Here is a 13,758-nt window from a genome sequence, read left to right as displayed (position 1 = left end):
GCCTCCGTCACACCGAGTCTGGGCGGGGGCTGTAGCAGTTGGCTGCCAGTGCCCGCTCGAGAACGCGGTGGAACAAGGGGTACAGGCCAAGGAGCCGCCCCAGAATCTGGCGCGCCTCGGCCGGGGAGGGGCTAGCACGGGCGGCAATCAGCGCTGCCGTGACCGCTCGCTCCTCGGGCCCCGTCCGGCACAGACGCCTCAGCGGATCGCTCTCGGCCTCACGGTCGCCAGTCCCCAATCTCTGGCCCGGAGACCACAGAGCCCTAACGACTGGCTCTACAATAGACCGGCGCAGCGTGGCTACCTCGTTGACGAGGAAGAAGTCCACCTGGAACCCCTCGGGCGCCAGGAGGAACGACCGGTAGTGGGCCGGGCGCATCCGGGAGTACCGCACCGCGTCGAAGAGGTCCAGAACAGGCTGATGAGCCCCGTCACCGGCAGGTCTCTCGGGGCCGCGCTGTGAGCCGCGCTTCAGGGCCTCGGCGGCCACCTCGTCCACCAGGCGACGACAGCGCCCCTGCAGTGCCTCCAAAGCCTCCGGCCGGATGTGCAGGTGGCTCCTGAAGCCCGTTGCCAGCATATCCGCCAGCTCGGTCAGAAGCGGATCACCTGGCCTGAGGGCTTGCCATGCCTTCAGCGCCGCCGCTTTGCCCGGAACCGCCTTCTGGTGGAGCAGGCAATAGGCCGCTTGGAGGGCAGGCAGCGTATGCAGCATCAGGAGGGCATGGAGCCGGTACCGATTGCCCATGCCTGCGGCGAGGTTGATCCGATCCTCAGGCGGCCCCCAGGGGCCCAGATATCCGCGCAACCGTCGCTCCCAGTACAGATCGTCCTGCGCGGACCAGGGAGCGGTGGCGATGTGGTCCTCGAGCAGGTCGAGCGTGGCAGCGTCGCCGCAGCAACGCTGCCACTGGCGCATCTCCGGATGGAACAGCTGCGAACTCAGTGCCTCGCCCAAGGTGACACAGGCGCCAGGAGGGTGCTCCAGCAGGCGCCACATCGCCGGGCCCTCGCTCAGTCGCTCTAGATGCACCTCTGCGACAGCCTCCGTCAGTGCCTGCCAGTCCCCCTCCGGGTCGGGATCGGCCACCAGGCGCAGGTCCAGGTCGCTGATCCCGGGAACGAAGTCCGCCAGCGGGTTCCGCAGGATCAGCGCCCGCACTTCGGGATACCTCCCTCGGATCCGGTCCCAGTAGCTGCGAGCTGTCTCCAGGGGGTCGGGTGTCGCCGCCATCAGCCCAGCAGAGCCCTGCGCACGTCGCCCAGGCCCGCCGGCACCAGAGTCCAGCCCTGTTCCTGCTTGGCCTTGAGGTGGCGCAGCATCCCCAGCATGAGTGCCCGCCGGGGCTCTTCGCTGGACCCGTAGTCGAGCGTGTTGTGGGTGAGGATGACGAAAGTGGCCACCTTGGGCGACAGCAGCGCCATCTCGTGTAGGCACGCGTCCACGATCCCGGTGTACACCTCCGGGGCGTAGGCGCTATCGGGCCGGGGGTCCTTGGGGTCGAACCGCGGCTCCAGAGAGAACCTCTCCCCTGGGTGAGACGAAACCGGTACCTCCACCAAGTCCAGGTCCCCGCTTTCCAGACGGCAAGTGGCGCTGGCCCGGTGGGCGTACGGCAGAGCCCCCAGCCAGCGGGCCCCGATGTCAGGCCGATACCGACCGGCTTTGCTGCAGGAGGTCTGCTTCACCCCTAGTTCAGCTAGGATGGGGAAGGTATCGTCGCTGGCCGAGAGAAAGCCGGAACGGTAGGTGAGCATGGGCCGTCCCAGCGCCTGCTCCCAAGCGTCCTTGGCCAGCGAGAGGATCTCCCGCTGCCGATCGCGGCTGTAGTGCCCCAGCACCTGATCGTAGCGGAGATCGCCGAAGCTGCGGCAGTGGAACTGCAGCCCCACCTCGAACCCTCGCCCGGCCACCTCCGCGAAGAGCGATGCCTGTCGCGCCGCCGTATCCGGCGTAGGCAGGAACGTACCCTGAAAGCCCTCCTGCTCCAGCATCTCCGCCAGCCCGAGCACCGCCCGGCGGCTCATATCCCAGGATTCGGTCCCTCCGATGAGGGACTCCGCGGTGACCCGCTCGCAGTCCATGCTGACTACGACGTAGAGCACGGCCTTGCTCATAGACGCCTACTCCATACTGAACTGACGGAACCCCGTCTCACATGGCTTGCCGTAGGCAAACTCGACGCGACGCGGCCCTGGCTGCAGCACGTAAGCCACGGTCGTGTGCATGAGGGGCCCGTGCTGGCATATGGCCCCGGGGCTGGCATGATCGCAGAGGATCTCCTTAATGCGGTCTGTCGTATGCCGCCCCTGTGATTCCCTCACCAGCCGCTCTAGGTTGCTCCAACGAGCGCGAGTGTTCTGCTCGAACTCCGCCGAGGAGAAATGACAGACGGGCGCCATACGTCCGGTGACCCAGTGGTTGGTGGCAAAGATGGCCTCGCCGCGAGGGAAGCGCAGCCCCGACTCCCCCACTCCCTTTTCCAGCACCACCACGCTCTCACTGTCGGCCAGGGTGATGTTGGCGGCGTGGTTCTTGGCCGGGTAGGCCATGCCGATTTCCACCGCCTCCTCCAGACAGGTGCTCTCCTCTAGGATCACTCTCTGGAGCAGGTTACTCTCCAGCCCTCGCCCGTTCACCGACTCGGTGCCCACGCTGGCCCCAGCCTGGCCAATGCCGTGGCAGTTGATGCCAGCGTTGGACCAGATCGTGCCCGGCCAGGTGAAATGTAACAGCCTGGCCCCGGAGGGGAAGGTCAGGTCGGCCAGGACGTGGTAGTAGGCCCGATCCTCGCCGATGTCGTTCGTCTTGCCAATGATCGGCCCGTGGTCCCCATCGCAGAAGGCCACATTGGTGCAGGCCCAGTTGACAGAGGTGAGGAAGTTGTAGGCCAGCACCTGCAGATAGTCCAGGCCCGCCCCCTCGGCGATCCCCTGCATCTCATCGAGCAGGTGAGGGTAGGCGCGACCCACGCGCTCCTCCATAAGGCGCACTCGGCCCGCACTGACCGGGGTCAGCTTCTCCACCACCTTCATCTCGGCCAGAATGCGGTGGATGGTGCCCCGGAAGGCGAGGCCCATGCCCCGGCCGAGCGATCGGTGGTCTCCTTTGCCTCTGAAGCTCTCCAATCTACATCGCCTCCTTCACGATGGCATCGCGCTTGTCCTTAAGCCAACCGGCGGCCTGGGCCACCATGCGGTCCACGTCCTCCATGGTCGGAGGGCGATGCTCCACCGTGAACGGAGTGCACACCTCGTAGGCGAAGTAGCGGTCGTAGCCCACCTGGTAGCAGGCGCGCATGAACTCCTCCTGGGGCACCTTGCCTTGTCCCATGAGGCGGCTGGCCACTCGGGGAGACTCGCTCATGGCCAGCCCGCGGACGTCGTGGTAGCGGATCATGGGAGGCAGTATCTCCAGGTCGGTGGCATGAGAGTGGACGATCTTGCCCCCGAACAGGCGCACCGATTCGGCGATGGGCTCGCCACGCAGATAGAGCAACGGGGCATCCAGGCAGATGTCCACCGCATCCCACCCCACCTCCAGCATCATGGCTCGGATGGTGTCCACGTTCTGGGCCACTCCAGTGTGAACCTCCAGCGCCAAACGCACCCCTGCCTCCTGGGCCACTGGAAGGAGCCTGGTGATGCCCTCGATGGTCCAGTCCCACTGCTGCCAGAGCGTGGCTCCCTCGTACACGTGATCGCCGCCCGCGTACACCCTGACATAGGGGCATCCCAGCTGCCCCGCCAGCCGCAGGCTCTCGCGGGCGAAGACGAGTTCCTTCTCCCTCTCGACCCGGTCCGGGCGGTTGAGGTCGAAGTACCCAGCGAAGAAGCACAGGTCAACACCATGCTCCCGCGCCAGCTCCACCGCCCGCTGCGCCCGCCGTTCGTCGAAGTCGAAGGGCGAGCACACGGGTGCTTTGCCCATCACCTCCACTCCCTCATAGCCGAGGGCGGCCGCCTTGGGTATGATCTCCTCCAGGCTCAAGCCCGGCCCCCGATAGAACAGGCCGGCATAGCTGATCGAGTGCAGTGCCACCTTCATGGTCACCTCCGCGGATGGTCTGGTCGCCGGGGCATGCCAATCCGGGTCACGCGCCGCGCCGAGTCAGCTTCCACACGTCCGAGAACATGTTGTTGCCGGCGACCACCCAGAGGGCGCCGTCATGGACGAACACGCTGGCCGCGTGCCTGGGCGCCCAGGGCGTGCCGGGCAGTTCGTGCCAATTGACGCCATCGGTAGAGTAGTGAACGTCGTTGCGGTTGCCATAGCCGTCGTAGCCCTCCAGCACCCACAGCTTCCCGTCCCATACGGCCACTTCGTGGTACTGCCGAGCCGCCCACGACGCCGATTCCACGTGCTTCGTCCACTCGATGCCGTCGGGGCTGCTCCAGACGTCTTGGTAGAACCTCCGGGTGGGCGTGGTAGGGGTGTCGTAGGTACCTCCTCCCAACAGCCACATCCGTCCGCGGAGCACGGCGCTACCTCCGATCATCCCTCGAGAAGGCCAGGGCGCGTGCTCCATGATGCGCTGCCAGGCGACTCCGTCCTCAGAGCACCAAACGTCGTTGTAGAACACATCCGGCCCAGGGACCTTGAGGGGCATGCTCTGGCCGCCCATGACCCAGATGCGACCATCGTGGACCACGGTGCAGTGAAGCACCCGATCGGCCCAGGGCACCCGGTCGCACACCAGGTCCCAGTGGATGCCATCGTCGCTGTTCCACACGTCATTCTGGTAGTGGCCCTGGTTGGCGTCGCCGCCCACGATCCACATCCGGCCCCGGTGCACCGCGTATCCGGCCGTGTGTCTGCCCTCCCATGGAGCCTGCGGTGTCTCCAGCCTCCAGTCGAGCCCGTCGGCCGAGGACCATACCTCGCTGTTGCAGATACGAGGGAAGTGCACCTTGTCCCTCGGGTTCCAGCCGCCCAGAAGCCACATGCGGCCGCGGAAGGACAGGGCCCCGGCGCCATCGCGAGGGGCGAAGGGCGCCTCGAGGGTGACTGGGGTCCACTCGTACGCGGGCTCTACGGAAGCCGCAGGCGCAGGCCCGCCGTTCACCTTACCACTCCAGCGCGCGAGCGTGGGCTACGTCCATCCGGCTCACCGGCCCCGGCCGCCCCCGTACGTTCACCGCCCGGCACTCCAGGCGGTTGACCCCCTCATGCATGGGCCAGTCGAACGACTCCTCGACCCGGAGCCACCCATCTCCATTGAGTCGGGCTTCGTAGTGGTCGAAGTAGGGCATGCAGTGCTCGAGCTCGATCCTGAGCCGGGACTGCCCTCCCTCCCAACTGGGGGTAGCCGCCAAACGCACCAGGTTCAGGCTCCAGTAGAGGTGGTCCGGGTTGCCGGTGGGCTTCACCGCATGAGGGCTGAAGTGGCTGATGAACGTGGGCAACACCCGCTCGTCCACCCACTCCCAGCCGTTGATCAGCACCCGGGCGTAGTAGTCCATCACCCGATGCCTGCCGAAGCGCTCGAAGAGCAGGGGAAGGGCTTCCAGCGTCCAGGAGCTGTATGCCCCGTCTCGCTTGAGCTCGTGGAGAGCTCGCTCTCCTGGAATGACGAAGAGCGGCTCGTCCTGGATCATCTCCACCTGGTCTGCCTCGCGGCGCAACCAGGCATCCCGTATCTCGAGCGCATTGAGGGGTACGCCGTCGCGGCGGTAGTAGACGTTGACGTCCGGGTCCATAACCACCCACTTGCGGTGTTCGTTGGACCAGATCTCCGCCACGCTGTGCCCGACATTGCCCACATTGTAGTCCCGAGGGTACTCGCCGTGCTCGATGCAGATGCCGATGACCCGGGCCGGCCAGCCCAGAGCACAGGCGCAATCCACGAAGGTGCGAGCGTAATGCCCGCACGCGAACTGCGCTCCCCTGGCCGCCTGCCGCAGGATGTCCAGGCCATCCTTCACTTCGACGCTGTGGTGGGAGTAGCCGTGATCCCAGCGAGAGCGCACCCAGCGCTTGAGGGCCAGGAACCCCTCGAACTCCGTCTCAACGCCCGCCACTACCGCCTCGAGCCCGAACTCGTCCCTTAGCGCCACCATTCGAGCGTCGTTGGGGTCGCCGTAGTCCATGCAGTGGTAATCGCCCCGGAAGTCAGGCACCTCATACTTGATCACCCGGAACTCGCCCGGCACCTCCCGTCTTTCCACTCTCTCCTCCTGAAGTGGCGACCCGCAGATCAGGCCAGGGTCCGCCCCAGGTAGTCCACCTCGAACATGGCCTCGCACACGTCCTCCGGCGTCACCGGCCGGCCAATGCCGTAGTCCGCCTGCCCCGCCGGCCCCACGATCCGGCGTGCCTCCTCGAGCACGTCGGGCCAGCCTGGGTCGTGCAGCCCGAAGTCGGCGAAGGTGGTAGGCAGGTTCACCGAGCGATCGAAGGCGATCAGGGCGGGCAGATCCTCGCTGAACTCACCTCCCAGTACCACCCGCACCAGCAGACCGAAGGCCACCCACTCTCCGTGGATGACGTCTGCCCGGGCGCCCGGCATCCGAGCCGGATGCAGCACGTGGTCACCCCCCATGCCGAAGCCCCCCATCCCAGACTGATAGAGGACTGCCTCGACCACCCGATCCACTTCCTCGGTGGGCATGCCCCGCTGGCAGGCACGATAGGCGCGCGCGCCGTCGGCCAGTATCGTATCCGAACACAGGCGGGCGAAGGCCAGCCGGCTGGCGGTGACGTCCGGGGCTCCCCGCCACTGGGCCAGTTGAGCCCCGTACTTGGAGGGCAGAGCATCCCCCATGCCCGAGGCCAGGTAACGGCCGCCGGCTCGGGCGATAATGGCAGTGTCGGCGATGACCACGTCCACCGCCTGGTACCAGCGACGCCGGGGGCCGGGATCCCCTTCGATCCCCGCGCCCGAAGTGCCGGCGGCGTTGACACCGGCCGTGGTGGGCAGGGCGATATACTGGACCCCCAGATCGTGAGCCACGGCCTTGCCGCAGTCCATCACCGCCCCACCGCCGCAGCCAATCACCAGATCCACCTTCTGCTGGCGTCCAATCGCCACCAGATGGTTCACCGAGTCGAGCGTCTTGCGGACGTGATCTCCCTGCTCGAGGTGGTAGGTGAGGCCGCCGGCCTCCAGGCTGGGCAGCACGGTAGGCTTGGCCGCCTCCAGGGCACGGTTGCCCCCGATCACCAGGGCCCGAGTGCCGAACTGGGCCGCGTGTTCTCCTACTTGCCCGCTGGCGCCGGCCCCCACCACGAAGTACTGCGGGCTGCGCATGGTCTTGATCATCGGCGTCTCTCCTGGACACCCCGCGAATGGAACGCTGATGAACGCTGATACTGCGTTGATCTCCGCTGATCTTCCATCATCTCTTCGTGATCAGCGTGAATGCGCGTAGTATCAGGGTCATCAGCGTTCCATTGCCATCTTGTCGAAGGTCTCGCCTACGGCGGCGGCGATGTATTCCAGGTCCTGGTCGGTCAGCTGCGGATGCAGGGGCAGGCAGAAGAGCCTGTCGCCGTGCTCCAGGGCCCGAGGGGTGTCCTGGGGGTCGTAGCCCAGCTTTCGCAGCATGGGGTACTTGGTGACGGCGAAGTTCATGACCACGCCGCCCACCTGGTAGTCCTGCTGCATCCGCTCGATGAACCGGTCCCGCTTCTCCCCCGCCCACTCCTTGGGCACCATCACCGTGTAGCCGTAGTAGATGTGGGTGTACCCCTCCGGCTCGATGGGCGTCTGGATGCCGGGCGCGGCCGCCTGCAACAGCGCGGTTAGCCTGGCCGCCCGCTCGCGCCGCCTCTCGTTCATCTGATCCAGCTTGGCCAGTTGCACCGAGCCCACCGCCGCCTGGATGCCGGTCATGCGGTAGTTGAAGCCGGGCTCGACCAGGACGCTCTCGCCCTCCCAGCGGTCCCAGCCGAAGGTGTGCAGCCGGCGGGTGCGGCGGGCCACCCACTCCTCGTCTGTCGTGATCATGCCCCCCTCACCCAGGGTGGTCATGTTCTTGGAGGTCTGGAAGGAGAAGACGTTAGCCGTGCCCCTCTTGCCTACCTTGGTGTCCTTGTAGCCGGCGCCGCAGGCGCGGGCGGCGTCGCCGAAGACGGGCACCGGGCCATGCTTGGGGTGAGGATGGCGCTCGGCGATGTCCAGCAGGGCGTCCATGTCCGCCGAGAGGCCGTTGTTGTGCACCGGCAGGATGGCTCGGGTACGAGGGCTCATCTTGCGCTCGACGTGCTCGGGGTCGATGTTGAAGGTGCCATCGCCGATGTCGGCGAAGACGGGGGTGCCGCCGGCGGCCATGATGGCATGGCTGGTGGCGATGTAGGTAATGGGGGTAGTGATCACCTCGTCGCCCGGCTCCAGGTCCAGGATCTTCATCACCAGGTCCAGCCCGGTGCCGCAGGAGTTGACGGCCAGGGCGTACTTGGTGCCCACGTAGGCAGCGAACTCTTCCTCGAACCTGGACACGTACGGCCCGCCCCCGAAACCCACCCAGTAGCGGGCGCCGTGTTCCAACACCTGTCGGATGGCGTCCATTTCCTCCTGGCCGTACCAGCCGCCTAGGGGGATGAGGCCTTGGTGCACGGGGCCGCTAGAGCCCCGGCGCAGGATTTCCCGGCGGTCCTCGGCCGTCATTACCGTCACGGTTGCCATAGTCACTTTCTCCTTGCAGCCCCGCTCCGTGAAGGGGCTACTCCTCGAGTCTTAGCAGGCGGGCAGCGTTGCGGCCCAGGATGGCCAGCAGGTCCGGCACCGGCAGGTCCGTGTCCAGGACCACTCCCAGCCGCTGGGCGAAGTCATCCCAGGGGGCGTCGGTGCCCCAGATCACGCGCGACGCGCCCAGCAGGCTCACCGCCCGCGTCACGGCGAAGTACGGGTTCTGGGTGGAGGCCGTGTCCACGTGGAAGTTGGGGTACCGGCTCAGCCTCACCATCTGCTCCGGGCTGCTCACCCCGTGCGCCATCACAAAGGGCACGTCCGGCCAGGACCGGATCATATCCTCGGTCACGATTCCGTGGTAGAGCACCGGGGCCCCGCGGTCGGAAAGGAAGGCGAACAGCCTCTCCCACTGTTCCCGGTAGGCGAGGAGCGGCTGCGGCGACTGGTAGGTCTCATGCATAGCATGCAGCTTCACGCCCCGCATACCTAGCTCGTCGAAGCAACGGCGGACCTCGTGGGCCATGTCGTGCTGGTAGGGGTTCGTGACCGCCAGGCCAATGACGAAGCCCGGATAGCGCCGGACCAGGTCGCCCACCAGGTCGTTGCTCGCCGTGAGCTGGGGATGGATCACGCCGTTGACCACGATGCGCTCCAGCCCGAGGGCCATAGCGCGCCGTACGATCTCCTCCGGATGGTGGGCCAGTATGTTGAGACCGGACCACTTCCCCAGGTGGACGTGGAAGTCAATGAGCCCGAGGCCGGCCAGCGACTCTCCCCGCAGAGCTCGCTCCATGATGGCGCTCACAGCCCCACCTCCTGCAGCAGCCGACGCACCGTATCCCCGGCGATGGCCTTCTTGGCTTCCTCCTCTACCTCGCTGTAGATGAGCTGCAGCATGGACTGGAGGGGGGTGAAGTAGGGGTACCTTGAGCCGTATACCAGTCTGGCAGGGCCGAAGCGAGCCACCACGGCCTCGATACCTCCCAGGATCTGGTAGCCGGGCAGGTCCAGGTGGAAGCTGTCATACTTCTCCCACAGGTAGTAGAACCAGCGCTCGTTCTGGCTCTGCTTGGGCACGCTCAGGATCACCGGCATCGCGGGCCAGCCGCGGAGGACCGGCTCCAGGTCGGAGACCCGCAGCAGGTTCGGCTCCGACACGTCGAGCAGGAGGGGGACCCGGTGCTGAGCCAGCGCATCGAAGAGCTCCCCCAGCAAGGGCAGGTCCAGCCGATCCAGGAAGGCGCTGGGATAGAACCAGAGCCGCAACATCCGGACGCCGTGCCGGCGCATGAGGGTGAGAAGGTCCTCGGGGGCAGGGAACTCGCCCGTATGGTGGGGCGCGGCGGTCCACACCGGGTGGATGCGGTCGGAGGCGGGGGCGTGCTGGACCAGCCACTCGTTGCCGGTGGCCGGGTCCAGGTCGCGGCTTAGGAGGCAGGCGGGGCAGGCCTCGGCGATGCCCAGGTGGTCCATCTTGGCGAGCAACCCGGCGAGCGACCAGTCGTGGCCTGTCGGTGGGTTGTAGTAGGGTCCGATGGCGCAGTTGACGTCGAGGAAGCGGAGGGGGTGAGTCATGTTTGAGCTCCTGGAAGGCGACCCGGATGCCCTGATGCGGCAGGCGAACTCATGCCGGCCGGGTCGGGGTTGTCCGGTGTCCTCCGACTGACATCAGCCCTTGATGCCGGTGAAGACGATCCCCTGTATGAAGTAGCGCTGGGCCAGGAAGTATACCACTATGCACGGCAGGGCCGTCATGAGGGAAGCGGCCATCAGCAGGTGCCAGGCGCTGTACTCAACCGAGCGGAAGAAGTTGAGGCCCAGAGCCAGGGTGTACTTCTCGGTCGAGTTCAGGTAGATGAGGGGGGCAAAGAACTCGTTCCAGTGTCCCATAAACCCGAAGATGGCCACCACGCCCAGCGCAGGCTTGGACTGCGGAAGGATGATCCGACGGTAGATCTGGAAGGTGCTGCATCCGTCAATGCGGGCGGCGTCATCCAGTTCCAGAGGCAGAGTCATGTAGAACTGGCGCAGCAGGAAGACGTTGAACGCGCCTCCGCCAAAGTAGGATGGCACGATCAGGGGAAGGAAGCTGTTAAGCCAACGAAGGGTGCGAAAGAGTATGTACTGGGGAATCAACGTGACCTGACCGGGGATCATCATGGTCGAGAGAAGGACAAGGAACAGCACGTCCCGCATCCGGAAACGCAACCGCGCGAAGCCGAAGGCCACGATCGAGGCCGATGCGACCGTGCCCAGCACAGCGAAGAAGGTGATGGTAATCGTGTTGCGGGCGAAGAGCGCCATGGGAATGGCTTGCCACACCTCGACGTAGTTCTGCCACCTAATAGGCGAAGGGATCCACTGGGGAGGAACTACGAAGATCAGCCCTAGAGGCTTCAGCGAACTGGAAAGCAGCCAGGCCAGCGGGAGCAACAAGATGACCGCTCCGCCCACAAGAACGGGATAGAGTACCAACCGGCCGACCGTTCGCTGCACCGACTTGCGCGCCCAAAGAGATGGCGCAGGCCTGTAGGCGGCAGGGCGCGAGACCGACATCTGCCTCTCGTCCGTGACCACTACGCCCTCCCCTTGAGTTCGCCGGAGTAGTAGACCCAGGCTGCTGATGACCGAAACACCAGTACAGTGAAAAACAGGATGATGATAGCGAGAATCCAGGCCAGGGCAGAAGCGTATCCCATTCTGAAGAAGCTGAAGGCGTTGTTGTACAGGTAGAGCACGTAGAAGTAGGTTGCGTACCGAGGCCCGCCCCCGGTCATGATGTATCCGGCGGCGAAGACCTGGAATGACCCGATAATGCTCATAATCAGGTTGAAGAAGACCACTGGTGACATCTGCGGCAGTGTTACGTGGCGGAAGCGCGACACTCGCCCCGCGCCGTCTATCTCGGCCGCCTCGTACATCTCCGTCGGGATGCCCTGCAGACCAGCCAGGTAGATCAACATTGGACCGCCCACGCCCCACAGGCTCATGAGTATGAGGGAGGGAAGCGCCCATTTGGTGCTTCCCAACCAGGGAGGCGGGTTCTCTATACCCATGCCCCGCAGGAAACCGTTGAGGAGACCGAACTGGGGCTGGAAGATCCATACCCAGAGAATCGCCGAGGCCACCGCCGGCACCAGATTCGGCATGTAGTAGGCAGTGCGGAAGAGCCCCAGAAACTTCACCTGCTGGTTCATGAGCAGCGCGATGGCGAACGACAGGGTAATACGGAGGGGCACAGACACGAACGTATAGATGCTGGTAACCTTCAGTGATTGCCAGAACAGATCATCCCGGGCCAGCATCACGTAGTTGGCCAACCCGGTGAATACAGGCGGCTTGACCACCTCATACTCGGTGAAGCTGAGGTACAGCGAGGCCAGGATCGGCCCAATGGTGAAGATGAGAAGGCCGAGGAGCCAGGGCGAGATGCAGAGGTACCCCTCCAACTCCTCTCTCCTGGCGCTCGACGACATCCCACGCACCCGCGGCTGCCAGGCGGCTACCTGCATGATCGAACCTCCACTCCTGCGGGCAGGGGACCCGAGAACGCGGCTCGGGCCCCCATCTAGCCGGCTCAGCGACGTCGGGCCAGCTAACTCACCTGAGGGTTCTTCTCGTAGTGCGGAGGCCGACGTGCGAAGACCTCATCGCACTTCTCGCAAGCGCGCCGGCAGGCCTCTTCCACTGTGGCCTCGCCCGTCCAGATGACGCTCAATTCCTGGTTCATCAGACCCCACCACTCGCCGCAGTCAGAGGTCGGGTAGTAATCGTGACCGCAGCAGTCGAGGTCTGCAATGGGGATGGTGATGTCCTGATCACCCCACATGGACAGGAACTCGTCACTCGCTATCAGGCTCCGCTGGCCGGGCAGCCCAAACAGCATCCACCGCTTCTGACCCTCGACATCCCCGAGGTACTTGCACAGAGTCCAGGCCTGGTCGCGGAACTGCGTGTTAGCGATGATGGACCAGACGTTCGATCCCATCTGAACGCTACGAAGCCCTGTGACGGGGTGCCTGGGCATGTGCACGTACTGCCAACCGAAGCCTTGCTCCTCGAAAGTGGGACGGATGGTACTGGCCGCGGTCACCAGCTCAAAAGACATACCGGCCTTGCCGGTTAGGAACGGACTCTCCATACCCTCAAGCAGAGCCGGTGTGGGAAGTACTTCATGTGTGAACATCAGGTCGGCGACCCATTGGATTGCCTCCATTGCCACTGGATCAGTGATGGTGCACTTGTTGTAGTCCTCATTGAGCACTGACCCACCAGCGCCGTGGATGAAGGCACACAACCAATATGGTGGTGCGGAGTTTGCCCCAAGGAGGCCCCATTGGCCCGCTTCCTTGTCCGTCATCGCCTTGGCGTAGGTCAGGAGGTCGTCCCAGGTCCAGTCCTCGTCCGGAAGATCGAGGCCAGCCTGCTCCATGAGCGTGGTGCTGATGCACAGGGTCTGGCCGTTAGCCACCATGAGCGTGCCGTACAGCCCGCCCTGCCATTCCCACTCGAGGTCCATGGGGTACCAGTAGTCCTCCAGGGTCCAGTTGTCCCGCTCCATGAAGGGCTTGATGTCCAGGAACATCCCCCTGGCCGCCCCCGGGATGACCCAGTTCATCTGGTTGTACGTGACGTCCGGAGCCACACCTCCGGCGAACTCGGTCTGCAGCTTCTCCCAATAGCCCTGGCCCGGCCTGGGCTCTACCACTACCTCGATACCTGGGTCCAGCTTCATGACTTCCTGGGCGCAGTCGTCAATGACCTTCATCCGCATTTCGTCCCAGGTCTTCACCGCCCAGCGGATCTTGACAGGACCGGCAGCAGCCGGCACTACCACGGTCTCCTTCACAATCTGCGGGGTCCCCTGGACTATGACAGTGACTTCCCTCTCCACCACCTGGGGTGTGGCCGCGGGCGCACAGGCCGCCAGACCACCCAAGCCGAGCATGCCGACACCGATCTTCAGCGCCCTACGCCGTGAATACATCTTGGCCGATTCCATCTTCCTGCCCTCCTTACCCTTTCGGCGACCTACGTCGGCTGCAGTGCACCGCCATAGCTACGACTCCAGGACGTACGGCTCGATCCCCGCTCACACCTCCTTTCCCACCCGATATCCCCGCCG

At 65.1% G+C, this 13,758-nt stretch carries 13 protein-coding genes; all 13 read right to left on the bottom strand.

Features of this window, described 5'->3' with window-relative positions; genetic code table 11:
* Positions 1 to 7: 7 nt before the first annotated feature.
* Complete coding sequence (locus HPY83_14785) at positions 8 to 1,234, bottom strand: hypothetical protein (GenBank protein NPV09210.1); 1,227 nt, start codon at positions 1,232 to 1,234, stop codon at positions 8 to 10.
* A complete protein-coding gene (locus HPY83_14780; GenBank protein ID NPV09209.1) occupies positions 1,234 to 2,118 on the bottom strand; it encodes a polysaccharide deacetylase family protein in 885 nt (294 codons plus the stop codon). The genes HPY83_14785 and HPY83_14780 overlap by 1 nt, the downstream gene beginning before the upstream one ends.
* Positions 2,119 to 2,124: 6 nt before the next feature.
* Entirely contained in the window at positions 2,125 to 3,129 is a 1,005-nt protein-coding gene (locus HPY83_14775) for a hypothetical protein (GenBank protein NPV09208.1), read from the bottom strand.
* A gap of 1 nt (position 3,130) precedes the next feature.
* Complete coding sequence (locus HPY83_14770; GenBank protein ID NPV09207.1) at positions 3,131 to 4,048, bottom strand: sugar phosphate isomerase/epimerase; 918 nt, start codon at positions 4,046 to 4,048, stop codon at positions 3,131 to 3,133.
* Between the two features lie 46 nt (positions 4,049 to 4,094).
* Complete coding sequence (locus HPY83_14765) at positions 4,095 to 5,066, bottom strand: hypothetical protein (protein NPV09206.1); 972 nt, start codon at positions 5,064 to 5,066, stop codon at positions 4,095 to 4,097.
* A gap of 1 nt (position 5,067) precedes the next feature.
* Positions 5,068 to 6,168, bottom strand: a complete 1,101-nt coding sequence (locus tag HPY83_14760; GenBank protein NPV09205.1) for a transglutaminase domain-containing protein — start codon at positions 6,166 to 6,168, stop codon at positions 5,068 to 5,070.
* Between the two features lie 29 nt (positions 6,169 to 6,197).
* Positions 6,198 to 7,262 (bottom strand): iron-containing alcohol dehydrogenase, encoded by a 1,065-nt coding sequence (locus HPY83_14755; GenBank protein NPV09204.1) that lies wholly within the window; start codon positions 7,260 to 7,262, stop codon positions 6,198 to 6,200.
* A 120-nt stretch (positions 7,263 to 7,382) separates the two neighbouring features.
* Entirely contained in the window at positions 7,383 to 8,627 is a 1,245-nt protein-coding gene (locus HPY83_14750) for a DegT/DnrJ/EryC1/StrS family aminotransferase (GenBank protein NPV09203.1), read from the bottom strand.
* Positions 8,628 to 8,664: 37 nt separating this feature from the next.
* Complete coding sequence (locus HPY83_14745) at positions 8,665 to 9,438, bottom strand: amidohydrolase family protein (GenBank protein ID NPV09202.1); 774 nt, start codon at positions 9,436 to 9,438, stop codon at positions 8,665 to 8,667.
* Complete coding sequence (locus tag HPY83_14740) at positions 9,435 to 10,208, bottom strand: hypothetical protein (protein ID NPV09201.1); 774 nt, start codon at positions 10,206 to 10,208, stop codon at positions 9,435 to 9,437. Before HPY83_14740 ends, HPY83_14745 begins: the two co-directional genes overlap by 4 nt.
* A 93-nt stretch (positions 10,209 to 10,301) precedes the next feature.
* Complete coding sequence (locus HPY83_14735; protein NPV09200.1) at positions 10,302 to 11,189, bottom strand: carbohydrate ABC transporter permease; 888 nt, start codon at positions 11,187 to 11,189, stop codon at positions 10,302 to 10,304.
* Between the two features lie 20 nt (positions 11,190 to 11,209).
* Positions 11,210 to 12,145 carry a sugar ABC transporter permease gene (locus tag HPY83_14730; GenBank protein ID NPV09199.1) on the bottom strand — a complete coding sequence of 312 codons (936 nt, stop codon included), beginning with the start codon at positions 12,143 to 12,145 and terminating at the stop codon, positions 11,210 to 11,212.
* Between the two features lie 83 nt (positions 12,146 to 12,228).
* Complete coding sequence (locus HPY83_14725; GenBank protein NPV09198.1) at positions 12,229 to 13,635, bottom strand: sugar ABC transporter substrate-binding protein; 1,407 nt, start codon at positions 13,633 to 13,635, stop codon at positions 12,229 to 12,231.
* Positions 13,636 to 13,758: the final 123 nt, after the last annotated feature.

It is taken from the genome of Anaerolineae bacterium (assembly GCA_013178015.1).
Lineage (GTDB): Bacteria > Chloroflexota > Anaerolineae > DRVO01 > DRVO01 > Ch71.
The sequence above is the reverse complement of the archived record's forward strand: the minus strand, read 5'-3'. Positions and strand labels throughout refer to the sequence as shown.

What these genes read in the sequence shown, in the direction of transcription:
- HPY83_14785 (NPV09210.1), bottom strand. Translation starts at nt 1,234, where the DNA reads ATGGCGGCGACACCCGACCCCCTGGAGACAGCTCGCAGCTACTGGGAC.
- HPY83_14780 (NPV09209.1), bottom strand. Translation starts at nt 2,118, where the DNA reads ATGAGCAAGGCCGTGCTCTACGTCGTAGTCAGCATGGACTGCGAGCGG.
- HPY83_14770 (NPV09207.1), bottom strand. Translation starts at nt 4,048, where the DNA reads ATGAAGGTGGCACTGCACTCGATCAGCTATGCCGGCCTGTTCTATCGG.
- HPY83_14755 (NPV09204.1), bottom strand. Translation starts at nt 7,262, where the DNA reads ATGATCAAGACCATGCGCAGCCCGCAGTACTTCGTGGTGGGGGCCGGC.
- HPY83_14750 (NPV09203.1), bottom strand. Translation starts at nt 8,627, where the DNA reads ATGGCAACCGTGACGGTAATGACGGCCGAGGACCGCCGGGAAATCCTG.
- HPY83_14740 (NPV09201.1), bottom strand. Translation starts at nt 10,208, where the DNA reads ATGACTCACCCCCTCCGCTTCCTCGACGTCAACTGCGCCATCGGACCC.
- HPY83_14735 (NPV09200.1), bottom strand. Translation starts at nt 11,189, where the DNA reads ATGTCGGTCTCGCGCCCTGCCGCCTACAGGCCTGCGCCATCTCTTTGG.
- HPY83_14730 (NPV09199.1), bottom strand. Translation starts at nt 12,145, where the DNA reads ATGCAGGTAGCCGCCTGGCAGCCGCGGGTGCGTGGGATGTCGTCGAGC.
- HPY83_14725 (NPV09198.1), bottom strand. Translation starts at nt 13,635, where the DNA reads ATGGAATCGGCCAAGATGTATTCACGGCGTAGGGCGCTGAAGATCGGT.